Origin of the sequence: Streptomyces sp. CoH27, assembly GCF_020181035.1 — a bacterium.
Taxonomy (GTDB): domain Bacteria; phylum Actinomycetota; class Actinomycetes; order Streptomycetales; family Streptomycetaceae; genus Streptomyces; species Streptomyces camelliae.
In genome coordinates, this window is record NZ_JAIQYY010000002.1 from 444,615 (window position 1) to 467,218 (window position 22,604).

The window sequence follows — 22,604 nt, forward strand, 5'->3', positions numbered from 1 at the left end:
AGCGCGCGGTGGGCCGGAATGCGTGGCCGCCGGAGCGGCTGGGTGGGCCTCGGGCCACCCAGCCCGCGCCCCCTCGGTCTTGCAGCTGGCCGGCCCCCCGAACACATCACCGACGAACTGGTGAGGCCCGGTATCTGCTCGACGAAGGTCCGGCGGAAGCACACGGCGTTCCGGCACCGAAACCGCCCTTCGAAGGTATTGGCGTCAGCCGCGGCGCATGACCGGCGGCTCGTGGCGCCGGAGGAGCACCAGTACCACGATGATGCCAACCAGCCCCAAGCCTTCCAGCACCCCTGCATCCAGCCACCACTGGTGGGCGGTGTGGACCCAGAGCGGGTCGGCGGAGTGGGGGTGCTTGTCGTCCGCGGGTGGACCGATCCGGCTCAGGTTGATGGTGGCCGCCTGCGCGGCGACCGCCCAGCGGGAGGGGACGAGCCAGGAGAGCTGATTCAGACCCACCTGATTGAAGAGCGGGAAGACCGCACCGCTGAACATCACCTGAACGACTGTGGCGAGCACCAGCAGGGGCATCGTCTTCTCGGCAGTGCGCACCAGGGCGGAGATGATCAGGCCGAGCATCATCGAGGTGGTGGAGAGCAGCACTACCGCCAGTACCAGCTCGATCTCGGACGGTGTGGTCACCACTCCCACCTGCGGCAGTCGACGGCCGGCCAGTCCGATCGCGACCACCACGAATCCCTGTACTGCGGTGATCAGCCCCAGGACCATCACCTTTGACAGGACGTAGGCGGACCGGGCCAGCCCTATGGCGCGTTCCCGCTGGTAGACGACGCGTTCCTGGACCAGCTCGCGCACTGAGTTCGCGGTACCGGTCAGACAGGCACCCACTGCCAGCACCAGCAGTACGGGCTGGGCGTCGACGTTGTAGTTCGGAGCGCAGGACGCCAGTTTCGCGCAGGTCTGTGTGGCGGCCATGAAGCCGTACTGGGCGGGCACCGTCACGCTGAGCACCCCCATGATCAGCGGCAGCGCGAGCAGCAGACCCGCATGGCCTCGGTCTGCTGCGATGACCGACAAGTTGCGACGCATCAGGGTGGTGAACTGGGAGCGCCAGCTCGGCGGACGAACCGATTCTGCACCGGCGAATTCCCGCAGCCCGCCGCCCGCCTTCGGCCGTTTCCTCTGCTTCCTGTGTTTCTTCAAACCCTCCGCGCCGGGCTTCTCGGGCTGCGTTCCATCGGCGGGTGGGTCGGTGCGCTGGGCCGCCACCTCCTCCGTGACCGTGGTGTACGTGCGGTAGTGAATCGATGTGTGATAGCGGGCCGTCCAGTCCCGGTCGGGATGAAGGTCGAAGGCCTGGAAGACATCCGCCCAGTCGTCGTACCCGAAGAACTCCAACGCGTACTGCGACGGGCCGAAATACGCGGTACGGCCACCAGGGGCCAGGACCAACAGACGGTCACACAGATGTAGGTTGGCGATGCTGTGCGTGACCACGGCAACGCGGCGGCCACCGTCCGCGAGACCCCGCAGCATCTGCATGACCTGCCGGTCCAGACCAGGGTCGAGGCCGGAGGTCGGTTCGTCCAGCAACAGCAGGGCGGGTTTGGTCAGCAGTTCCATGGCGACTGATACACGTTTGCGTTGACCGCCGGAGAGCGCGGTGATCCGGGTATCCATACGGTGCGAGAGGCCCAGTTCCTCCAGCACCTCCTTGACGCGCTCTTCACGGGTGGCGGCATCGCTGTCGCGCGGGAAACGCAGTTTGGCTCCGTAACTCAGCGCTTTGCGCACGGTGAGCTGCGGATGAAGGACATCGTCCTGTGGGACGAGGGCCACGCGCTGGCGGAGTTCCGCGAAGTGCGTATAGAGGTTGAGGCCGTCGTAGAGCACCTCGCCCTCGTCGGCGGGCTGATAGCCGGTCAGTGCCCGCAGCAGAGTGGACTTACCGCAACCCGACGGGCCTACGATGCCGACAAGGGCCTTCTCGGGAAGGTCGAGGCTGACCTGGTTGAGCAGGGTCTTCGTCTCGCTGCGCTGGCGCACCCGGACTGTCAGGTCCCTGGCGATGAAAGAACCTGTGCCCCTGTCGGCGCGCACCAGCCGACCGTCTGCCAGATGGAACCTGGAATGACCGATCGCGACAATGTCACTCGGGCCGAGCACGTGCCGGACAACCTGATGACCATTGACATACGTGCCGTTCGAGCTGTTGAGGTCCGTTATTTCAGGCTCACCCTCGACCGACTTTCCCAGTACCGCATGGTACTGGGAAACCATGGGGTCCGGCACGACGAGGTCGTTGTCGGGTGCGCGGCCTATTCTGAGGACTTGCTCGGCGTTCGACAACGTCTTATCTGTCATTCCCTGAGCGCCAGTCCTGTTCAGCGGCATTTTGAGGCGTGCATGACGCGCGTAGGTCAAACCGCGCCACCGGGGTGCGTGCCCGCCCCCGGGACCTTCCTGTGCCCGACAGAGTAACCCTTCATCTATCGGGGCAAGTTCACGGTTTGTCTTACCTTTCATCAATCCGGCAATCTTCCACTAAAATGGACATGTGCCCGTTCGTTCAGGTGCCCAGTCCGTACCGTCCCCCCGCCATCGACGCATGAGCGTGTGCAGAGCAATCTGGTGGTGGAACCGGACAGCGGTTGCTGTGCATGGCCGCATCAGGCCATCGGTTACGAGGTCACCGGGAGACGCTGCTCGGGCCCCGGGTTGCCGGCTGCGCGCTCCTGGCGGCGGCGCGGCGGACGGTAAGAGCGCGGACGGCGGACAGGACAAGGAAGACGGCCATCGCGGCGGTTCCGGCGAAGATCGTCGGAATGGCGATCTCCCGCCGGGCGGGCGCGGCGTGCGCGAGCGGGCGGTGGAAGCGCGCCGCGAAGCAGAAGGAAATGCCGGCCCGGCGCGCCACCTCGGCCACGCCCTGGGCATCCAACTCGGTCGCGACGCCGAGGTGTTCCAGCACGTCGGCCGTGCCGCACGCGGAGGAGGCCGCCCGGCTGCCGTGCTTGACGACCAGCCGGCCGCATGCGGCGGCGGTGATCGCGGCCATCGTCGACACGTTCACGGTACGGGCCTGGTCCCCGCCGGTGCCCACGATGTCCAGGGCCTTGCCGTCGACCGGGACTGGGGCCGACCGGTCCAGCAGTGCGTCGGCGAACGCGCGGACCTTCGTCGGCGACTCGCCCTTCCCGCGCAGCGCGACCGCGATCGCGGCGATCTGCGCGGAGGTCGCCGCGCCGGTCATGATCTCCCCGACGACCCACCGAACCTGATCATCGGTGAGATCCTGCCCCCCCCCGAGCACGCGGGAGAGCAGACTGGACCACGTGTGCATGTATCGGCTTCCACTCGTGAAGGCGTCAACGACGACCACCATCATGTCAGTTCGCGCCGCCGGGCTCCGCGGTCGCGGAGGCACCGGGTACAGGCCCCTCCGCGACCGCCTCGACTCACCGGGGTTCCCCTCGTGCTGAACACCTCATACAACGACGCCGGCGAGCCCGGTCGAGTCCCAGCATGTGCCTCGCCTCCGCCCTTTCGGCCCGGGGTCTTCGTCTGCCTCGCGCTCGCGGGCCCCGAAGGTGCGCCACTCACCCGTGAGCAGGCCCAACAGCACGGCTATGCCTTGTCTTCCGGCTGTCCGGCCTCTTGTTCCTTCCGGCCTTGCGTTTCCGGCCGCCCGTCCGGCGTGCGCACCAGCGCGAACCGCGTCCGGCGGCGCAGGGTGAACCCGATCGACTCGTAGAGCCGGATCGCGTGGGTGTTGCTCGCGGCCGCGTGGAGGAAAGGGGTGTCGCCGCGTTCCCTGATGCCCGCCGCGACCGCGCGGACCAGCCGGGTGGCCAGGCCCCGGCCGCGGTGGTCCGGGTGGGTGCAGACGGCGCTGATCTCGGTCCAGCCCGGCGGGCGGAGGCGTTCGCCGGCCAGGGCGATCAGCCGTCCCCGGTCCCGGATGCCGAGGTAGGTGCCGAGTTCGACGGTGCGGGGCAGGAAAGGGCCCGGCCGGGTGAGGGCGATCAGGGCGAGGATCTCGGGTACGTCGGCGGGCCCGAGCCGTACCGCTTCGGGTGCGGGTTCGGCGTACAGCGCCGTGTCGACCATCTGGACGCCCTCACCGCTGTCCTCCGTCTCCCAGCCGCCGGGCACGGTCTGGACCGCGGTGACCGGGGTGAGGATCTGCACGCCGGCCTTGGCGCACAGTTCGACGGTGCCGCGCCACGCGGGCTCGGTCAGCCGCCGAGGGTTGCCGCTGCGCAGCAGGACTACCTCGGTCACCGCAGTCTCCTCGGACAGGTTGATGCTGGGTCCGACCATGCCACCGTGCCACGCGTGTTCGTCGCATGACGACCGGATCCGGACGGCTTGCCGGGGGCCGCCCCGAGGCCGCCTCGGCTCCGTTTCGCGCCCCGCGCCGCGATCGGGCCGCCGTGGACCGGCGTCCCGGGGCACTGCTGTCACCGCTCCTTGAGGCCTGTGAGGGAGAGCTGACGGCCGGCGGCGAGGGCCAGTTCCCGTTCCAGTACGGAGCGGGACGGACCCCAGCCGAGCACATAGCCGACGCGGTCCCAGTTGCCCGCCGGCTCGGCGTATGTTCGGCCTACTTGCCCGCTCTGCACGGCGATGCGTACCGTCTCCAGGCCCTGGAGGACGTCGGCGGGCCGTGCGTATCCGGTGACCCGGCCCGTGCCCAGCGAGAACCGCACCCCGGCGACCGCCGCATTCTCCCCCGTCGGCTCTCCTGCCGGCGTCTGACGTCCTGTGGCCAGAGCCGCGAGTTCCCGGTAGAGGTCCCGGCCATGGGTGCGTTCGACGAGTTCGGGAATGCAGTCCCCGGCCGGACGCACCGCCATCTCGACCGGCACCGGACCACGGTCGGTGAGCTTGACCTCCAGATGGATGACCGCGTCGATCACCCCGAAGGCCTTGACCAGGGCGTCCGCCAGGGCGGGGACGTTCTCACGCAGGGCCTGTTCGCCGGCCGAACCGGGGGTTTCCCGCTCCGGTGCTGCGACCAGGTGACGGCGTTCCAGGAAGCAGTCGTCCCCGATCACGTCCTTCTCCGTGACGCTGGAGTGCGCGATGCGCCCGTCGCGCACGACGGCCTCGTAACTGATCTCCGAGCCGGTGAGGAACTCTTTGGCCAGAAACGTCTCGTGGCCGCGGGCGCGGATCGCCTCGCAGGCCGCGAGCGCCTCGTCGGCGCCGGTCACGCGGGCCACCGAGGCGGATCCTCCCGCGTCCACCGGCTTGACCACGCACGGGCCCGTTCGTGCGGTGACGAACTCGGCGATCTCGTGCGGGTCGCCGGCGGCGTGGTGGGCCACGGTCGGCAGGCCGTGCTCGGCGGCCACCTCGCGTTGGCGCCGTTTGTCACGCGCCAGCCGTGCCGCGTCCACCCCGGCGGTGGGCAGCCCGAGCCGCTCGGCGACCAGGGCCGCGGTGATCTGGCACTCGTCGGAGAGCGGGGTGACGCCGTGGTACCGGGAGGCGAGGGCGCACAGCGCGTCCAGATCGGGTCGGGCGCTGTCCCGGACCTCCTCGGGCAGCGACTGTTCGGCGAGATGGTCGTAGCGCGCGTAGGAGAAGCCGTCCACCAGGGTCACCGCCAGCCCGTCGGCGGCCCGGTAAAAGGCCCGCTCACGCTGGTTGCCGGCGCCGAGCACCAGCAACTTCAGCCGTTCGGACATGCTCCGGCCTCCTTGAACACGCCGGTGATGGTGAACGCCCCTGTTGTGTCGTGGATTTCGTTCTCCCATGTGGCGGCCCTTCGCCATGCCGCGGCCCGCAGCCCGTCCGGGTCGTTGACTGCTCCGGGCCCCAACAGCGTGATTGTCGGGGCGAGTACGGCACCGCGCAGGAGCTTGGCACGGTAACTCTCCACACCGAGGTGGACCTCACGCAGGCCGTGCCGGTAGGCGTGGCCGATGGGCAGGTAGGTGGTGAGGTTGAAGTACTCGAACGCTCCGGCCGGGCGCGGGTAGTCGAAGCCGGCCATGCGTACGTGGAGTGCATCGTGCCAGGGGTAGACCAGGGAGAAGCCGAGCAGATCACCGTCGCGTCGGCAGGTGAACACGATGCCGTCGAGGTGTTCGGCCTGGGACACAACCAGGCGGGCGGTGGACTCCGTGGTGGCACTCTGACCGTGTTTGTGCTGTAACTGCACCAGCAGCGGGGCGAGTTCGTCCCAGCAGTCGCGGAGCTTCTCGCAGCCGACGTGATATCCGGCCGCCTCGAACCGGCGGCGCTCATAGCCGATCTTGCGTCGCCGGGAGGCCCGTGAGCCGGGGAGAGCCCGCAGGTAGTCGTCGAAACCTGTGCCGGGCAGGCGGATCACCGCGTTGAGCCCGACGGGCACCACGGTGACCGCCGTGCGGCCCAGCAGCGCGGCGACGGTGTCGGTCGCGGTGGCCCGGACGTACTGCGCCACAGCCGGCCGGCCGGTCTCGGCCACCAGCCTGCCGACCTCGTTCGCGAGGGCGGCCACGAGTTCGCCCCGCTCGCCTTCCGGGAGTAATTGTCAATACCTGTGGACGAGCCCAACGGCAGCGGCAGGTGGACGCTCGTGACGCGGCATACTGTTCGTCGTGGCGATTTATGACAGCATCGGTACGACCTACAGTTACACCCGTCGACCGGATCCCCGGATCGCCGTCAAGATCCACGAGGCGCTCGGCGATGCCGCCACGGTGATCAACGTGGGAGCCGGCAGCGGCTCATATGAACCACCGCAGACGATACTGGCTGTTGAACCCAGCTCAGTGATGATCGCCCAACGTCCGTCCGGGTCTGCGCGGGCCTTGCAGGCATCCGCGGAGTCGATCCCTCTCGTCGACGACTCGGCCGACGCGGTGATGGCCCTCCTGACGGTTCACCACTGGAGCGACTTGGAAGCTGGCATCGGGGAACTGCTCAGGATCGCCCGCCGACGTGTCGTGGTCTTCACCTGGGACCAGGTCGTCTTCCGCAGGTTCTGGCTGGTGGACGAGTACCTGCCTGAGGCGGCCGTGTTCGACGACACACGGGCCGTTGCAGTCGACCGGCTGGCTGCGCTGCTGGGAGGCGCACGCATCGACATGGTCCCGATCCCGCATGACTGCACCGACGGATTCGGCGCCGCTTTCTGGCGTCGGCCCGAGGCATACCTCGACCCGCAGGTGCGGGCCGGCATTTCGATGCTCGCCCAGACCGGTGAGGAGGTCCTCCGCCCGGGCCTGGCCCGGCTATCCGACGACCTGTCTTCGGGCCTGTGGCACGAACGCCATGCCGACCTGCTCGACCGCGAAACACTCGACATCGGCTACCGGCTTCTCGTAGCTGACCTGTAGCAAAGCGAGCGACCTGTCTTCACGCTCAGGTATGGCGGAATATCTCCACTGGCGTGGACCGACCCATCCCAGGAAGTGATGGACGATCCCGTGATGTTGGTTGAGGTTGTTCATGCAGCGAGGGTCTCGGGGCGTTCGATGAGGTGGCCGCGTTCGAAGCGGGCTCCGGCACGGACAAGGGGGACAAGGGTGGGGTGCGTTGACGGCCCGCCAGCGGGCCTGGGCGGATTCCACCAGCTTGAAGACCATGGCCAGCCCGGCCGCCCGGCTGCCGGCCCCCTTGATCACCTTCGTCCGCAGCCGCACGGCGGCGAAGGTCGACCCAGATGGGGTTCGTGGTGCGCAGGTGGATCCAGTGCTCGGCGGGGAAGTCGAAGAATGCCAGCAGCTCGTCCTCGTCGTCCGTGATGTTCTTGACGGCCTTGGGGTACTTCGCGCCGTACTGCCGGGCGAACGCGGCGACGGCCTTGCGGGCTTGCCCCTTGTCCTCGGCGTTGTAGATGTCCTGGATCGCCCGCTTGGCCGCGGGCTGGGCCGACTTCGGCAAGGAATCGAGAATGTTTGCGGTTTTGTGCACCCAGCACCGCTGATGGCGGGTGTCAGGGAACACCTCGGCCAGGGCTTTCCAGAAACCGAGTGCGCCGTCGCCGACGGCCAGGACCGGGGCGCGCATGCCCCGGCGGGCGCAGTCACGCAGCAACCCGGCCCACGCCTCGGACGATTCGCGGTAGCCGTCGCTCAGGGCGATCAGTTCTTTGGTGCCGTCGGCCCGCACGCCCATGACCACGAGCACGGCGGCCTTGGCCTCGTCCAGGCGTATGCGCAGGTGGATGCCATCAGCCCAGACATAGACGTAGTCCGTGGCGGACAGATCGCGGTCCATGAAGGCGGCGTGATCGGCCTGCCACTGAGTGGTCAGCCGGGTGACCGTGGCCAGCGAGAGCCCGGCCGAGCTGCCGAGGAACTGCTCCAGGGCGGGTACGAAGTCGCCGGAGGACAGGCCGTGCAGGTAGAGCAAGGGCAACACCTCGCTGATCTTCGGGGACTTCCGGGCCCAGAGTGGAAGGATCGCCGAGGAGAACCACTTGCGCTCACCCGGCTCCGGGTCGGTGCGCTTGTCATTGACGCGCGGGGCCCTGACCTCGACCGCCCCCGGCCGCGGTGGTGCCCTTCCTGGGCTGGTGGCAGCCGTTGCGGACCACCAGCCGCCCCCTCATCGTCCCGTTCATGGGATGTAGGCATTGACTTCGGCTTCCAACGCAGCAGCCAGCATCCGCCATGCGCCCTCACGGACGATTTCGTCCAGCAGCGAGCTGCCGCTTGGCGTGGTGCCGTCCTCGTTGACTACCGTAAGCACGGGCGTGCCTTCTCGACCGACGCTGCGAACGTCGGCCTTGCTCGATGACCTATCGATCGATCCATCGGGAAGGTACGCCTCCTTCCGTCAGGCCGATCCACAAGTCCTGAGCATTGCTCCGCGACCTGCCGGCCCGTTACGGCCCATGGAAGACGGTGTACACCCGCTTGCGCCGGTACGCCCTGGACGGTGTGTTCACCCGAGCCCTGCAGCAGATCCAGGCCCGAGCCGACGCGGCCGGCGACATCGACCGGCTGGTCCCGTTCGATTCCACCGTCGTCCGCGCCCACCAGCACGCCGCCGTCACCGGCCGGAAGGGGTGGCGGCAACAAGCGGACGAACCGGATGATCACGCCCTCGGCCGATCCCGGGGAGGACCGACCGCCAAAATCCACAGTGATGATGGCTGGGTGGTCGCTTCGGACCTGACCCGAAGACGGCCATTACCGCGGTTCCGGCAGTGTAGCTGCCTGTGGTGGTGCGGAATGCGCCGGTGTTGGAGAGGCCGATGATGCTTGAGATGTTGCCCAGGGCGTTGGTTCTGGCGACGCCGTGCCCTTGAGGCAGGTGGCGGGCAGTTGCGTTCGCGAGCGCCTGCACTTCTGCGCTCTGCATGGCTGGTCCCCTGTCAAAAGGGCAGGGGACAGCGGCCATCGGCCGGTCTCGCGAACGAGGAACCCGCACCTGACCTGCTCCGCACGGTCGGCGGCCCTCTCGGCGCCAACTCGCGGTGGGTGCTGAGGACTCGGTACGCGCCACCAGGCAGCACGCCGACCCTCGCGGCGGGAGGAACGACCGCCGTGGCTCAGGGTGGGGCGGCTGACGGTTGACCGAGCGAGGGCATCTGCGGGCACCGCCGGTACCTTGTTCCCTGTGGACGGACAGCTGAGCGATGCGGAACTCGATGAGCTGGTCGAGCAGGCCACCGTTGACGCCTACGACGGCGAGGAGCAGCTCACGGGCCTTTTCACGATGCTCGCAGAGCAGCTGGCTGTTCCGTTCAAGACGGTCGTTCTCGGGGTCGAGGTCACCGTGAAGAAGGTGGACCTGCTGCCCGGCAGCCAGATCGTGGCGGTCTGCACGCGCGGCACGCACCGGCAGGCGATCGGCATTCTCGACCTTCCGTTGCCGGATCCGGCGCCCGAGGGGGCCGAGTGGATCGAGGCCTACCGGCACTGGGGCCCGTGAAGGCACCCGGGTCAGTGGCCGCCCGACAGCGTCGGCCGGTAGCCCTGATCGGCGAGCCAGGCCCGGGCCCGGCCCTGCTGCCGCTCCGCGGAGAACAACCAGTACCGCTGCAGCTGCGCCGGCGAGGTGGCCAGCATGTCCTTGAAGCGACGGAACGCTCCTGGACCCTGGATCGCGATGCCGAGGAACCGGGCGAGGTCCGGGTCGTCGAGGGTGGTGATGAAGTCCTCCATGTCGCGATAGGCGTCCCGCGATCTCTCGCACGGGACGTCGAGCCACCGCTCAGTGCCTTCCGGTTCCTCCTCGTCCCATGACTCCTCGGTGTCCGCGAGGGCAGGCCGGCACTCACCGGTGCCCAGGTCGATACGGCCACCACCCCAGGACGGGTCCCCTTCGAGCAGACTGGAGAGTTCCTCCAGGTCGACCGGCAGCGGCCGCAGCAGGCAGAGGGCACGGCCGCCCGCCGTGTCGAGCTGTTCGGCAAGGACCTCGTCTCCGGGCCAGCCCCGTTCGCGCAGTGCGGACGAGCACGCGGTCGCTGCCTCCCGGGCGCCCGGCAGGCCCCGGGAAACTGCTGCGGTGAGTGCGTCTCCACACTGCTGCAGCACTCCGACGGGGTCATGCGCACGCAGCAGGGCGAGCAGGGACGGGCAGTCCGCGTTGTGGCGGGCGGCGCGGAGCGCCTTCAGCGCGTGGTCGGTCCATGCCTCGGTCACGCCCGCGAGGCTACTCCCCCGAGTTCTCGGCTGCGCTCGAACAGGGGGACCTGCCTGCGCCGTGCGCTGCGAGCGCCGCCGTCTCCGGTGCGACAATGCGCTGGTGAGCACAGCGGACAGGGCCACAAGCAGGCGCAGGCGGCCGACGTTCGGCCCGGAACCGTGGCCTCATCCGGCACCGTCTGGCGAGTGGTCGTACGGGGACGTGTGGTTCGCCGTGGCGTGCGTGGTGGACTGCGGCGGCGACTGGGAGGCCTTCGATGTTCGCCTGACGCGGGAGCAGTCGGGTGGGGTGATGCGCGGGGCGTATCTGGAACCGTTGTGGAGTCATCTGGTGGATCTACGGGAGCGCCTTGCGGCGGACGGGCTCGGCGCGGGCGAGCTGGCCGGAGGCGCGGTACGTGATCCGAAGGTCGTCGCCCGGGCTCGTTCCAAGGTGTGGAAGCAGGCGCTGGAGGGGCGGGCGAAGACGGCGCCCATGCGCTGGACTCCGAGTCGGCGGCTGTCCGAGCGGGCTCTGACAGGGGCGTGGCCGCGCTTCCCGGTGTCGCCGCAGGGGCCGTACGAAGCATTCGCCGGGGTTGTGGATCTGGATCGGCATCATGGCCAGTGGGCGACGATGGCGGTGACAGAGGTTCTGGCCGCAGCCACCGGCGTGGGGGAAGCAGTCGGGGCGAGGTTGCTGGCTGTCCGCCGGGCCGCGTTGGCGTGCGGGCTGCGGGCGCTGCGGGTGTGCGACGACTCGTGCGGCACACTGGGCGAGTGGCTGCGCCGGGCGGTGGCCGAGTACGCCGCCGTCCCCTGGCGGCGGACGGCGATGCCCGCCGACGTGTTCTGGCAGGACTTCCTTGAGCTCCTCGTCGAGGTCGGTGATTTCGGCGGGGCGTACCGGCAGGAGGCCGAGCTGTTCCTGCACGCCGGGGTCGGCAGCGATGTGGACCTGGTGGAGACTCTGGCCCGTGCGCTTCACAGCGAGTACGCCTCGGCCCGCCTCGACTTCCGCGCTCGCGAGATCCTGGGCCTTCGCGCCTACGCCCAGGTCGCGGCCAGGGCGGTCGACCGGTTCGCCGCCACCGCGACCGTGCTGGGCTCCGAGGACTGGCAACCGCTGGAGGCCATGGTCTCCTACGCCCTGCAACGTGGTGACGCCGCGAGCGCCCGTGCCGTGCTCCGGGCGGCGGACCGGCCGGGGCTCCATCGGGACTGGGTACGGCGCCGGTCCATCGAACTGGCCCAGGAACTCGACGGGGAAGGGCTCACATGACGCGGACAGGCGACACAAGGAAAGCGTGGGACCGGCTGCTCGGCTGGCTCCTGCCGGACGGCGGCCCAGCCGGCTCGCTCGCCCAGGAGGACATGGAGCGGTTCTGCTGGTACGAGCTGCCGGTCAAGTGGACGGCGGAGCCCGCCGAGTACCCGCACATCCTCACCGCCCTCGCCGAACTTCTCCAGGACGCCGGCCGGCCCCGGTCCGCGGCCGTCTGCACCTCGGAGACCACCCGCGAGATCCTCGCCGCATGGCAACACTCGCCTGATCAGGGGCGGGCCGCCTACCGGCGGGCGGTGGACGCCTCCCCGGTGACCCCGCCGGACACCGACCTGCTCACCTGGGGGCCGGTGATGGGCATCGACGAGGCCGTCGCCCGCAGCAACGCCTCCCGGCTGCTGGAGCAGGCGCTGGACGACGGCGCACTGGTGCCCGGCACCCGCGGCTACGCCGCCGCACGCATCGAGCACGTGGAGCGCTGGCTCACCACCCCGCATCCCGCGCACGATGGACGCACCCCGCTCGATGCCGTCCACAGCGAGCGCCGCCGCACCTGGGCCGAGGCCCCACCCGACGCCCGGCGTCGTCTGCGCGGCACCGTGATGGACCTGCTGAGCGTGGCGCCCGAGACGGCCGCCGACACGGCCGAACCCCTGCGCTGGCTACTGGAGGCGGTAGGCGACGGGGTGACGCTGACCCAGGCCGGCTACCTGCCGCGGACTCTGGTCATCGAGGCCGCCGAGCGCTACGACTGGTATCTGCCGGGCATGGTGCCGCGCACCGAGCACGACGTCGTTCGCCTCGCCGAACTGCATGAACTGGCCCGCGCGGCTCGGCTGCTCGCCAAGCGGCACCGGAAGCTTTCCCTGACCGCCCGCGGCCGACGACACCTCGCCGACCCGGCCCTGCTGCAGGCCACGGCCGCCAGCGCGTGGTTCGGCGACGGTGTCCGAGCCGAACTCGCCGAAGCCGCGGCCGCGGCCCTGCTCGGCGGGGAACTCACGCTCGACGACCTCACCGCCGCCGTGCACACCCTGGCCGCCGAGGCGTTCACCCTCGCCGACGGCAGCACCCCGCGGCCCGAGGACACCCTCCACTTCCTGTGGCAGTGGCTGCGTCCCGGCGAGGCTCTCGGCTTCCTGGCATACCGTGACCGCCGCCGCTCCACGATCTGCCTCACCCCCACCGGCCGAGTCGCCGCCCTCACCGCGCTCCGAGAACGTGCCCACGCCCCGCGGACCGCACCCTGGACGTGATCTTCCCGCTCAGGTCCGGGCGGGCAGTACGCAACCGAGTTTCAGCAGCGCGGCGCGGACGGCCGGCAGGTCGCCGGGGGCCACCATGAGATGCCTTGGGCCGATCCGGGAGCACAGCGCACCCGCCCTGCGGTCCTGCGCGATCATCACCGCCTGCGCCTCGTCCACGCACTCCAGCAGGTGGCACGTACCCAGATCCCGTACCTTCTCGGCGCGGGAGGCGGCGTCGGCCAGCAAAGCCGTGACGGTCTGCGGCAGTTCCTCTCCTGTGCTGGTCTGGGCGAGGAAGCGGCGCAGCTCCTCCAGACCTCGGCCCGCGTGGAGGGCCTTCAGCAGGGAGGCGGTGGACAGCGTCCAGACACGGTCGGTGGACCGGGTGGCGAACGCGTCGAGCAGCAGCGCCTCGGCGGGGGCCAGGCCGCCCGGTGCCACGATGTCGAAGTTCGGCAGGACTCTGACCGGGCTCCGCTACCCGGCGGCGGGTGCCGGACCCGGCTCGTACTCGTCGGTGCGCCCCGTCGCGTACGCCCCGAGCGGGTTCAACCGGATGGCGAGCAGCCCGTCGTAGCGGCTGAGCCGCTGAAGCCAGTCGGCACCCCACATGTGGCGAAAGTCGTCCGGGTCGATGTACTGGACGTCAACGAGGCCGAGGGTGGCCGCGTACTCGAACAGCACACACAGGGTGTAGCGGCCCTGTAGCACCAGCCAGTCGTGGTGTCCGTCGTAGCCGAGGCTGCCGTGCTGCGCGTCCTCCAGGTACAGCGTCCACAGCGCCCGCTCGAAACGCACCAGGTACGGGTCATGTCCTGCGGTACGCATCGCCTTGAACAGCTCATCCACCGCCATCCATTCCCCTGAAGGGCGCCACTCGGCGAGCGCCGCACCCACCGCCTTGCGGCGCGGGCCGGCCGCGCTGAGGACGTTCGCCGCGCGCTGCCCCTTGACCGCCTCGATGCGGCTGAACTCGTCCAGTACCCCGTGGCTCAGCCAGCGCCGCCCCAGGTGCCGGATCGTCTCGTGGGCGGGCGCGGCCAGCGCCTTGCGGCCCCGCGTGGTCAACTCCAGTCGACCGCCGATAGTTCGGCAAGACCGCCGGCCTGGAGCAGCAGCGGCCAGGCGAATGCCCTGACCGCCTCGCCCTCGTAGAAGTCACTGCCGGTGAGGACCTCGCCCAGTGCGCGGAGGGTGGCCGCTGAGGGGCGCTTCGTCTTGTCGCCGCACCGCAGCCTGCCCGCGGCAACCAGCTGCAGCACGGCCGCGAGCTCCGTTCTTGCATCGTGCTCCATCGCCCGCTCGGTCCACACCGCCACAGCCCGCTCCTCCCCGCCACGGCTCGCCTCGGCTCACCCTATGACGTTTGATTGCTGCCTCCGGTCGGCTCCGCTGCCGTGGTCCATCCGCGTCCGAGCCCACCCGCGGCGGCGATAGGGTCCGCCGTGTGAGCGAGTACCAGTACTACGAGTTCCAGGCCCTCGACCGGCCGCTCAGCCGCGAGGAACAGGAGCAGCTGAGGGCCATCTCCACCCGGGCCCGGATCACCGCCACCAGCTTCACCAACACCTACAACTGGGGCGACCTGAGCGCCAATCCGCGCAAAATGGTCGAGCGCTACTTCGACGCCCACCTGTACGTGACCAATTGGGGCACCCACCGGTTGATGCTCCGCCTACCCAAGGAGACCTTGGCCCTGCCGGCGGCGCGGCCGTACTGTCTCGACCACCACATCGAGGCCTGGACCACCCGCACCCACCTCCTGCTCGACCTGACCAGCGAGGACGAGGGCGGCGACTGGATCGAGGGCGCCGACGACTCGCTGTCCGCCCTCATCGGCGTACGCGACGAACTCACCACCGGCGACCTGCGCCCCCTCTACCTGGCCTGGCTCTCAGCGCTCGCCGCCTGGGAACTCGAAGACGACGACGAAGAGGAGTACCGGACCTGCCCCGAACCGCCCGTCCCGGCCGGGCTCGGCGAACTGACCGCCCCGCAGCGGGCGCTCGCGGATTTCCTTCGCGTGGACGACGACCTGCTGGCAGTCGCGGCCCAGGCCAGTCCCGCCGCATCCAAGAAGCTGACCAGGCCTGCGAAGAAGGAACTCGCCCCGCTGATCGCCGCAATGCCCCAGAAGGAGAAGGACGCTCTGCTGCTGCGGCTCGCCCTCGGCCCGGAACCCGGGCTGCACACCGAACTCCTGCACCGCCTGCGCGGCGCCGACGCCCCCACCACGGTCCCCGGGCGCCGGTCCGCCGCCCACCTCCTGGACGCCGCCCACACCCTGCGCACCGAACGCCGACAGCGCGCCGAACACGAACGGGCCACCGCCCGCGCCCGGCATCTGACCGCTCTCGCAGGCGAGGCCGAATCCGTCTGGCAGCAGATCGAGGCGCACATCGCCACCAAGAAGACCAGCTGCTACGACCAGGCCGTCAGCCTCCTCGCGGAACTGCGCGACGCCTACGCCCACGCCCGACAGCACACCGACTTCCACCAGCGCCTGGCCCGCCTGCGCGAGGACTACCAGCGCCGCCCCGGCCTCATCCACCGCCTCGACCGCCACGGCCTCCGATAGGCCGCCTCGTCCCGGCACCGATCGAGCCGCGTTGCGCCCTCCTCACCTCAGTGAGGCAACGTGAGCGCCTGAACGTGCACGGCCCCATGGAGCGCTGAGACTCCACGACGATCTCCTTCCTCCGGTTCGCAGAGCCCCGGCCGCGAAGGAGTGAGGGTGCTGTGGAAGTCGTAGTCGCGGCTGTCGTACCAGCTGGGCACTGCCCGGCACTGCTTCCATTTGCTGACGCACCGTTGTGCGGCACTCCCCCGGTGGTAAGGGCTGCCGACCCCGTCCGGAACCCGCACCGGGAAGGGCAGCGCTGGGTGCTGAACACGGTCCGGGCGATCCTCGCCAATCCCCGCTACACCGGCCGGCAAGTCTGGAACCGCCAGCGTACCGATCACGACCTCGTGGACCCCGCGAACACCACTCTGGGCCATCACGATGTCATGCGCTGGAACACCCCCACCGACTGGATCATCTCCGCCCGGCCCGCCCATCCGGCGCTGGTCAGCGAGGTCGACTTCATCACCGTCCAGAACCTGCGCACCCGCCGGGAGACCACATCCGGGCACACCTACCTCCTGACAGGACTGCTGTGCTGCGGCATTTGCGGCCGCCGCATGGAATCCCACTGGACCCACCACCGTCCCGGTTACCGGTGCCGCCACGGTCACACGAGCGCCACCCGGCCCGACCCCGGCCGCGCCCTCAACGCCTACCTGCGCGAAGACCACGTTCTGCCGCACCTGGCGGCTCTGCACCTCCGCCTCACCAGCCGCCTGGGTCGCCCCGGGTCGGCGTCCGTGAGCCGTGACGCGGTGCAACCCACACCCGCCCAGGCGATCGCCCACCTCCGCAGCGAGGAGATCACCCTGGCCTACGACCCCGCGGCCAGGACCCTGACCGCGGACACACCCCAGGCAGAAAGGATCACCATCAGCTGACCAAACCCACCACTGAAACGTCGACGAAGGGAGAGAAGCCGCATCGAAGGCACCGCAACGACGAACACCCGCCCCGGCCAAGAGCCGGAGACGGGTGCCGATTACCCCTGCCCGGAAACCGGGCGCCGTGGGGGAACTCTGTGTCCGAGGGGGGACTTGAACCCCCACGCCCGATAAAGGGCACTAGCACCTCAAGCTAGCGCGTCTGCCATTCCGCCACCCGGACTAGGTGTCTGCCGCCTTTCCGGGGGTGTTCCCCGCGGCGACATGGACAACAATACCAAGGTTTCGGAGTGCGTTTCACCTGCGTATCCGTGCCCTGGGCGGCGGCCCGGACCGGCGGGCCACCGAGATCACCGATGATATACAGAATGCGAGATCCCGTGTACACGGTGTGAGAGTCAGGGGCACCGGGAGCGCAGCACCCCTCCCCCGTGCCAGGTCTTGAAGGCGCGGATCTGCGGGTCGAGCCGGTCGTAGACGGCCCGGTCGTCCGTGGCGAGTGTGGCGACGAGCGCGCCACTGGAGGCCTTCCTCGTCGTGCTGTTCCGGATGCACTGCGCCCACGCCTGCCTCACCGACCAGGTGCCGCCCGACCGCCCTTCGCGGCGGCTGCTCCCGATGTGCGGCAACGGGCGCGTTCCCGGTGTGCGCCCTCTCCACTCCCCGGGTGCTCCAGGGCACCGGTGTGGTCTTCGGCATCGGCCTCCTGCGGATGGTCGTCGTGCACACCGCCCTGCACACCCGCACCCACGGCCGTCCGGTCCGCCACCGGGCGGTCGCCGCGCCGTTCGCCCTCGCCACCGCCGCGGCCGGCGTCCGCATACCGGTCTACGGCGAACTCCCGCCGCTGGTCGCCGTGTTGACGGTGATGCCGACGATGGAGACCCGGCACTGCGCCACGGCGGCGCCGAACCCCGGGCCCGAAGGCTCCGGGCACCCGGAGGCCGGGCCGACCGGAAGCTGACGGCGCCCGGGGGCAACTGGCGCCCGGTCAGGACTCGTTGCGTTGGTGGTACGAGTGCCGGGTGTGCTCGGTGTGCTCGCGCATCAGCCGGCCGGCCTTCTGCTCGTCCCGTTCCTTGATCGCGAAGACCAGGTCGGAGTGCTCGCTCCAGGAGGTACCGCCGCGCAGCTTGGCGACAGGGGTGTAGTACCAGCGGACCCGGCGGTCGACCTGGGCGGCCAGCTCGGCGAGGACCGCGTTGCCGGCCAGCTCCATGACCTTGGCATGGAAGGCCGCGTTCAGCGCCACCGCGCTGGTCACGTCGTTCTTGACGATCGCCGCCCGGCCCGCCTTGACGATGTCGAAGAGAGCCTCGACACCCTTCGCGTCGGCGTCGCGGGCCGCCAGCCGGGCCGCCTCGGCCTCCAGGAGGGTGCGGACCGTGAGCAGCTGGTCGGCCTCCTCCTCGGTCGGCTCGTGCACGAACGCCCCCTGCGCGGGACGCAGATCGACCCAGCCCTCGGTGTTGAGCCGCTGCAGCGCCTCACGCACCGGCTGGCGGGAGACACCGAGATGCCCGGCCAGCTCGTTCTCGACCAGATGCCGGCCGGGCTGCAGGGCGCGAGTGGTGATCAGCTCCAGCAGGGCCTCGTAGACGCGCTCACGCAGCGGGCCGGGGCGTTCCAGCTTGGGCACGGCCCCCTGCGGCAGTCCGGTCGGCAACATCGCGATCCCCCTCCTGGGCAGGACTGGCGCGTGGGCGCTGACGCTCAGGTATCGATCGATTGCGGCTTTTGTCTACAGTCTACGGTGTACAGAATGCAGGCCCGTTCTCCGAACTTCCTGTCGATTGCATACACAGACCCGGTGCACCCGACGCCCCGCTCACGGGCAGCGTACGACCTGCCCGGCGTACGACAGGTTGCCTCCGAAGCCGAACAGCAGCACCGGATCGCCGCCGCGCAGCGCGCCCTGCTCGATCAGCTTGGAAAAGGCGAGCGGGATGCTGGCCGCCGAGGTGTTGCCGGATTCGGTGACATCGCGGGCCACCACGGCGTTGACGGCGCCGAGCTTCTCGGCGAGGGGTTCGATGATGCGCAGGTTGGCCTGGTGCAGGACGACACCGGCGAGGTCCGCCGGCGCCACCCCGGCCTTCTCGCAGGCCTGGCGGGCGATGGCCGGCAGCTGGGTGGTGGCCCAGCGGTAGACGCTCTGCCCCTCCTGCGCGAACCGCGGCGGCGTGCCCTCGATCCGCACCGCGTTCCCCATCTGCGGCACCGATCCCCACAGCACCGGCCCGATCCCGGGCTCCTCCCCCGTGCCGCACGCCTCCACGACGGCGGCCCCGGCCCCGTCGCCGACAAGGACACAGGTGGAGCGGTCGGTCCAGTCGGTGACGTCGGACATCTTGTCGGCGCCGATGACCAGCGCCCTGGTCGCGGCGCCCGCCCGGACCGTGTGGTCGGCGGTGGCGAGGGCGTGGGTGAACCCGGCGCACACCACGTTCACGTCCATCGCGGCCGGCCCCGGAATGCCGAGCCGGGCCGCGACCCGGGCGGCGGTGTTCGGGGAGCGGTCGATCGCCGTGGAGGTGGCGACGAGGACCAGGTCGATGTCGCCGGGGGTCAGCCCGGCGGCCGCCAGCGCTTTGGCGGCGGCGTGCGCGGCCAGCTCGTCGACCGGTTCGTCCGGCCCGGCGATGTGCCGGGTACGGATCCCCACCCTGCTGCGGATCCACTCGTCGCTCGTGTCGACCATGCCGGCCAGATCGTCGTTGGTGAGCACTCTGGCCGGCTGGTAGTGACCGATGGCGGCGATGCGCGAGCCGTGCATGGCGGGGATCCCCTCGTGCCGTAGGTAGCGGGATCCACCAGTCTGAACAGTGACTGGCGAGTACGGCGGCAGGTGAAGCCACAGGAATCGGGAGCCCCGGTTGTCGGCTTCGCGCAGACCTTCGGACGCCCGAGGATTCACCCCGTGAACAGCTGGGTCGCCTTCCGTACGAGCTCGTAGACCCCGTAGGCGAGCGGCGCCGTCACCCACAGCCAGGCCAGGGCGATCAGTCCCCGTCGGCTAGGCGGGCTGCTGTCGCTGGGCATCTGCGGCCTCCCTCGGGGCGGGGACGTGGTGGCGGGTGTGGACCGGGCGGACGAGTTCGTTGGCGACGAAACCGACCACGAGCAGGCCGATCATGATGCCGAACGACAGCGTGTACAGCGACGGACCGTGCTTGCCGGCGGCCTTCTGGCGGTCGGCGATCCAGTTGACGATCAGTGGCCCGAGCACACCGGCCGTGGACCATGCGGTGAGCAGCCGGCCGTGGATGGCGCCGACCTCGTGGGCGCCGAACAGGTCCTTCAGGTAGGCGGGGATCGTGGCGAAGCCGCCGCCGTAGAAGGAGAGGATCACCAGCGCGCACAGTACGAACAGCGGCTTGGACGAGTCACCGAACAGCGCGATGACCAGGTACATCAGCGCGCCGACGCCCAGGTAGACGCGGTAGATGTTCTTGCGGCCGACGCGGTCCGAGGCGGACGACCAGCCGATGCGGCCCGCCATGTTGGCGGCGGACAACAGGGCGACGAAGCCGGCGGCCGCAGACGCCGACACCGCGGCGGAACCGCCGGCGAAGAAGTCCGTGATCATCGGCGCGGCCTTCTCCAGGATGCCGATGCCTGCGGTGACGTTCATGCAGAGCACGATCCACAGACACCAGAACTGCGGGGTCCGCACCGCGCTGCGCGCCGAGACCCGCACCCCCGCGACCGCGTCCGGCCCGCTCGCCGTCGCTTCCCGGTCCGCCGCTCGCGGCACCCGGACCAGCAGCACACCGAGGGTCATGAAGACGGCGTACGACAGCCCGTGCACCAGGAAGGCGAGCGCGATGCCCTCGTGGTCGCTCCCGAAGGACGCGAGCATCTGGGCCGACCAGGGCGAGGCGATCAGCGCGCCGCCGCCGAACCCCATGATGGCGATGCCGGTGGCCATGCCGGGCCGGTCCGGGAACCACTTGATCAGGGTGGAGACGGGCGAGATGTAACCGATGCCGAGTCCGATCCCGCCGACGAAGCCGTAGCCGAGGACGATCAGCCAGTACTGCTTCGTCTGCGCGCCGAGCGCGGAGATCAGGAAACCGGAGGAGAAGCAGACCAGGGCCACGGTCATCGCCCAGCGCGGCCCGTTGCGCTCGACGAGCGTGCCGCCGAACGCGGCCGACAGCCCGAGCATCACGATGGCGAGCTGGAAGGGCAGCGCGCTCTGGGTGCCGTCGAGGTGCAGGGCGGATTCGAGCGGCGGCTTGAACACACTCCAGGCGTAGGCCTGACCGATGGAGAGATGGGCGGAGAGGGCGGCGGGCGGAACGAGCCAGCGGCTCCAGCCCGGAGGTGCGAGAGGGGGGCTGCTCATGCCCGCGGACGGTAGGGCGGGGAGCGGGAGTTGAGAAGGCGTGCGGTCGACCGGATGCGGTGAACGGTATGCGGCATGCGGTGGGCGGTCGCCACGCGCGAACCCTTGCTACCCGTCTGGGGGCGTACGCATGACCGTCACACCGCTGGGGATCCCGCGCCGGGAGTTCACCGACGGTGAACCGGTCCGGGTGCCGGAGGGTTCGACCGCCCACGACGCCTGCCGGGCGGCCGGGAAGGACATACGCCCCCGTGCCAGGGCGACACGCTGCTGCCGCGGAACGCCTGCCGGGTGTGCGTGATGGAGGTGGAGGATGCGCGGACGCCGGTGCCGGCCTGCTCGCGCAGGGCAGAGGCCGGAACGGAGGTGCGCACCGGCACCGAACGGGTCCGGCACAGCCGGAAGATCGTGCTGGAGCTGCTCGCCGCCGGCGTCGATGCGATTGCGGCACAGGATCGCCGTCGAGCACGACGCTCCGCTGACCGACTCGACCTGGGTACTGCGGGAACTGTGTCGAGGTGTGCCCGGCCGGGGCGCCGGCGCCGCGCACGGAGTTCGGCATGCGGGCGGCGCGCACCTGGGACGTGACCCGGCGGACCGAGACGTCCACGGTGTGCGCGTACTGCGGAGTGGGCTGCACCCTCACGCTCCATGTGCAGGACAATGAGATCGTGAAGGTCATCTCGCCGCACGACGATCCGGTGACCCACGGCAATCTCTGCATCAAGGGCCGTTTCGGCTGCCAGCACGTACAGAACCGGGGCTGATCAGGACATGGGACGAGTCACGGAACGACGCAAGGTCCTCCGCATCCGGGCGGGCGCGGTCTCCACCCGGCCGGACACCCTCGTCGCCGAGGAGCCTCTGGAGATCCGGCTGAACGGAAAGCCCCTCGCGATCACGATGCGGACGCCGGGCGACGACTTCGCGCTGGCGGCGGGGTTTCTGGTGAGCGAGGGTGTACTGGCTACTGCACACGATCTGCAGAACATCGTCTACTGTGCGGGGGCGACCGCAGACGGTGTGAACACCTACAACGTGGTCGACGTGAAGACCGCGCCGGATGTCGCCCTGCCGGACTTCACCCTGGAGCGGAACGTCTACACGTCCTCCTCGTGCGGGCTGTGCGGCAAGGCCAGCCTGGACGCCGTCCGCACGACGGCGCGCTTCCCGATCGCCGACACTCCCCCGGTGCGGGTCACCCCGGAGCTGCTGGCGCGCCTCCCCGACCGGCTGCGCGCAGCCCAGCGGGTGTTCGACCGGACCGGGGGTCTGCACGCGGCGGCCCTGTTCGCCGAGGACGGTGAGCTGCTGGACATACGGGAGGACGTGGGCCGGCACAACGCGGTGGACAAGCTGGTCGGGCGGGCACTGCAGAACGGCGAGCTGCCGCTGTCGCGGACGATCCTGCTGGTCTCCGGGCGGGCCTCGTTCGAGCTGGCGCAGAAGGCGGTGATGGCGGGGATCCCGGTGCTGGCGGCGGTGTCGGCGCCGTCGTCGCTGGCGGTGGATCTGGCCGCGGAGACGGGGCTGACCCTGGTGGGTTTCCTGCGGGGCAGCTCGATGAACGTGTACGCGGGCGAGGACCGCGTCGCCCTGCGAGAGGCGGCCGCCCAGGGCTGAGGGCCGGCTGCCCGCGGCACGGCGACGGGGCACCGGCCGGCAGGGAGCGC

The 22,604-nt window shown here is 70.1% G+C and carries 23 protein-coding genes, 1 tRNA gene and 3 pseudogenes; 10 read left to right on the plus strand and 17 right to left on the minus strand.

Annotation, left to right across the window (positions count from 1 at the left end; genetic code table 11):
• Positions 1-204 precede the first annotated feature (204 nt).
• The 5 genes from LE548_RS04785 to LE548_RS04805 form a co-directional block, all read right to left on the minus strand.
• Entirely contained in the window at positions 205-2,385 is a 2,181-nt protein-coding gene (locus LE548_RS04785) for an ATP-binding cassette domain-containing protein (RefSeq protein ID WP_225095337.1), read from the minus strand.
• A gap of 265 nt (positions 2,386-2,650) precedes the next feature.
• A complete protein-coding gene (locus tag LE548_RS04790; RefSeq protein ID WP_308029853.1) occupies positions 2,651-3,349 on the minus strand; it encodes a hypothetical protein in 699 nt (232 codons plus the stop codon).
• A 239-nt stretch (positions 3,350-3,588) separates the two neighbouring features.
• Positions 3,589-4,245 (minus strand): GNAT family N-acetyltransferase, encoded by a 657-nt coding sequence (locus LE548_RS04795; RefSeq protein ID WP_225095339.1) that lies wholly within the window; start codon positions 4,243-4,245, stop codon positions 3,589-3,591.
• Between the two features lie 179 nt (positions 4,246-4,424).
• Positions 4,425-5,657 (minus strand): acetyl-CoA carboxylase biotin carboxylase subunit family protein, encoded by a 1,233-nt coding sequence (locus tag LE548_RS04800; protein ID WP_225095340.1) that lies wholly within the window; start codon positions 5,655-5,657, stop codon positions 4,425-4,427.
• A complete protein-coding gene (locus LE548_RS04805) occupies positions 5,642-6,454 on the minus strand; it encodes a GNAT family N-acetyltransferase (RefSeq protein ID WP_225095341.1) in 813 nt (270 codons plus the stop codon). Before LE548_RS04805 ends, LE548_RS04800 begins: the two co-directional genes overlap by 16 nt.
• 100 nt (positions 6,455-6,554) lie before the next feature.
• On the opposite strand from LE548_RS04805, the gene LE548_RS04810 reads away from it, so the two are divergent.
• Positions 6,555-7,295 carry a class I SAM-dependent methyltransferase gene (locus tag LE548_RS04810; protein WP_225095342.1) on the plus strand — a complete coding sequence of 247 codons (741 nt, stop codon included), beginning with the start codon at positions 6,555-6,557 and terminating at the stop codon, positions 7,293-7,295.
• A 110-nt stretch (positions 7,296-7,405) separates the two neighbouring features.
• Here the strand turns inward: LE548_RS04810 and LE548_RS04815 are convergent.
• Positions 7,406-8,652, minus strand: a pseudogene (locus LE548_RS04815) (IS256 family transposase).
• Positions 8,653-8,762: 110 nt separating this feature from the next.
• On the opposite strand from LE548_RS04815, the pseudogene LE548_RS04820 reads away from it, so the two are divergent.
• Positions 8,763-9,047 (plus strand): annotated as a pseudogene (locus LE548_RS04820) (IS5/IS1182 family transposase); the annotation flags it as partial.
• On the opposite strand, the gene LE548_RS04825 reads toward LE548_RS04820, so the two are convergent.
• On the minus strand, positions 8,956-9,267 hold the full coding sequence (locus LE548_RS04825; RefSeq protein ID WP_225095447.1) for a hypothetical protein: 312 nt from the start codon (positions 9,265-9,267) through the stop codon (positions 8,956-8,958). The pseudogene LE548_RS04820 and the gene LE548_RS04825 sit on opposite strands and share 92 nt — an antisense overlap.
• Positions 9,268-9,525: 258 nt before the next feature.
• Between LE548_RS04825 and LE548_RS04830 the strand changes: the two genes are divergently transcribed.
• Positions 9,526-9,840, plus strand: coding sequence for a hypothetical protein (locus LE548_RS04830; protein ID WP_225095343.1), 315 nt, complete (start codon positions 9,526-9,528; stop codon positions 9,838-9,840).
• Positions 9,841-9,851: 11 nt separating this feature from the next.
• Here the strand turns inward: LE548_RS04830 and LE548_RS04835 are convergent, their stop codons facing one another.
• Positions 9,852-10,556: a UPF0158 family protein gene (locus LE548_RS04835; protein ID WP_225095344.1), complete on the minus strand. Its 705-nt coding sequence runs from the start codon at positions 10,554-10,556 to the stop codon at positions 9,852-9,854.
• 103 nt (positions 10,557-10,659) lie between these two features.
• Here LE548_RS04835 and LE548_RS04840 point away from each other — a divergent pair, with 103 nt between their 5' ends.
• Both LE548_RS04840 and LE548_RS04845 read left to right on the plus strand, forming a co-directional pair.
• A complete protein-coding gene (locus tag LE548_RS04840) occupies positions 10,660-11,820 on the plus strand; it encodes a hypothetical protein (protein ID WP_225095345.1) in 1,161 nt (386 codons plus the stop codon).
• Positions 11,817-13,079: a hypothetical protein gene (locus tag LE548_RS04845; protein WP_225095346.1), complete on the plus strand. Its 1,263-nt coding sequence runs from the start codon at positions 11,817-11,819 to the stop codon at positions 13,077-13,079. The genes LE548_RS04840 and LE548_RS04845 overlap by 4 nt, the downstream gene beginning before the upstream one ends.
• A 9-nt stretch (positions 13,080-13,088) precedes the next feature.
• On the opposite strand, the gene LE548_RS04850 is transcribed toward LE548_RS04845, so the two are convergent.
• Genes LE548_RS04850 through LE548_RS04860 form a run of 3 tightly spaced genes read right to left on the minus strand, consistent with a single transcriptional unit; the run spans position 13,089 to position 14,389 of the window.
• Complete coding sequence (locus tag LE548_RS04850) at positions 13,089-13,511, minus strand: helicase-associated domain-containing protein (protein WP_225095347.1); 423 nt, start codon at positions 13,509-13,511, stop codon at positions 13,089-13,091.
• A 36-nt stretch (positions 13,512-13,547) separates the two neighbouring features.
• A complete protein-coding gene (locus LE548_RS04855) occupies positions 13,548-14,138 on the minus strand; it encodes a hypothetical protein (RefSeq protein WP_225095348.1) in 591 nt (196 codons plus the stop codon).
• The gene (locus LE548_RS04860; protein ID WP_225095349.1) at positions 14,135-14,389 is read right to left on the minus strand and encodes a hypothetical protein; all 255 of its coding nucleotides are present in this window, start codon (positions 14,387-14,389) and stop codon (positions 14,135-14,137) included. Before LE548_RS04860 ends, LE548_RS04855 begins: the two co-directional genes overlap by 4 nt.
• Before the next feature lie 128 nt (positions 14,390-14,517).
• Here LE548_RS04860 and LE548_RS04865 point away from each other — a divergent pair, with 128 nt between their 5' ends.
• Both LE548_RS04865 and LE548_RS04870 read left to right on the plus strand, forming a co-directional pair.
• On the plus strand, positions 14,518-15,648 hold the full coding sequence (locus tag LE548_RS04865) for a hypothetical protein (protein ID WP_225095350.1): 1,131 nt from the start codon (positions 14,518-14,520) through the stop codon (positions 15,646-15,648).
• Between the two features lie 251 nt (positions 15,649-15,899).
• A complete protein-coding gene (locus LE548_RS04870; RefSeq protein ID WP_225095351.1) occupies positions 15,900-16,577 on the plus strand; it encodes a recombinase family protein in 678 nt (225 codons plus the stop codon).
• Between the two features lie 141 nt (positions 16,578-16,718).
• Here the strand turns inward: LE548_RS04870 and LE548_RS04875 are convergent.
• Positions 16,719-16,803 (minus strand) — tRNA-Leu (locus LE548_RS04875).
• A gap of 175 nt (positions 16,804-16,978) precedes the next feature.
• Positions 16,979-17,209 (minus strand): hypothetical protein, encoded by a 231-nt coding sequence (locus LE548_RS04880; protein ID WP_225095448.1) that lies wholly within the window; start codon positions 17,207-17,209, stop codon positions 16,979-16,981.
• A 38-nt stretch (positions 17,210-17,247) separates the two neighbouring features.
• On the opposite strand from LE548_RS04880, the gene LE548_RS04885 reads away from it, so the two are divergent.
• On the plus strand, positions 17,248-17,544 hold the full coding sequence (locus tag LE548_RS04885) for a hypothetical protein (protein WP_225095352.1): 297 nt from the start codon (positions 17,248-17,250) through the stop codon (positions 17,542-17,544).
• A gap of 27 nt (positions 17,545-17,571) precedes the next feature.
• Here LE548_RS04885 and LE548_RS04890 read toward each other — a convergent pair whose 3' ends face one another.
• The 4 genes from LE548_RS04890 to LE548_RS04900 form a co-directional block, all read right to left on the minus strand.
• Positions 17,572-18,249: a GntR family transcriptional regulator gene (locus LE548_RS04890; RefSeq protein WP_225095353.1), complete on the minus strand. Its 678-nt coding sequence runs from the start codon at positions 18,247-18,249 to the stop codon at positions 17,572-17,574.
• A 159-nt stretch (positions 18,250-18,408) separates the two neighbouring features.
• Positions 18,409-19,356 (minus strand): beta-ketoacyl-ACP synthase III, encoded by a 948-nt coding sequence (locus tag LE548_RS04895; RefSeq protein ID WP_225095354.1) that lies wholly within the window; start codon positions 19,354-19,356, stop codon positions 18,409-18,411.
• Positions 19,357-19,493: 137 nt separating this feature from the next.
• Positions 19,494-19,622 carry a hypothetical protein gene (locus LE548_RS45345; protein WP_263635658.1) on the minus strand — a complete coding sequence of 43 codons (129 nt, stop codon included), beginning with the start codon at positions 19,620-19,622 and terminating at the stop codon, positions 19,494-19,496.
• Positions 19,597-20,931 (minus strand): OFA family MFS transporter, encoded by a 1,335-nt coding sequence (locus LE548_RS04900; protein WP_225095355.1) that lies wholly within the window; start codon positions 20,929-20,931, stop codon positions 19,597-19,599. Before LE548_RS04900 ends, LE548_RS45345 begins: the two co-directional genes overlap by 26 nt.
• 130 nt (positions 20,932-21,061) lie before the next feature.
• Here LE548_RS04900 and LE548_RS04905 point away from each other — a divergent pair.
• Both LE548_RS04905 and fdhD read left to right on the plus strand, forming a co-directional pair.
• Positions 21,062-21,698 (plus strand): annotated as a pseudogene (locus tag LE548_RS04905) (2Fe-2S iron-sulfur cluster-binding protein).
• Between the two features lie 7 nt (positions 21,699-21,705).
• Positions 21,706-22,554 (plus strand): formate dehydrogenase accessory sulfurtransferase FdhD, encoded by an 849-nt coding sequence (gene fdhD, locus LE548_RS04910; RefSeq protein ID WP_225095356.1) that lies wholly within the window; start codon positions 21,706-21,708, stop codon positions 22,552-22,554.
• The last annotated feature ends 50 nt before the right edge of the window (positions 22,555-22,604 follow it).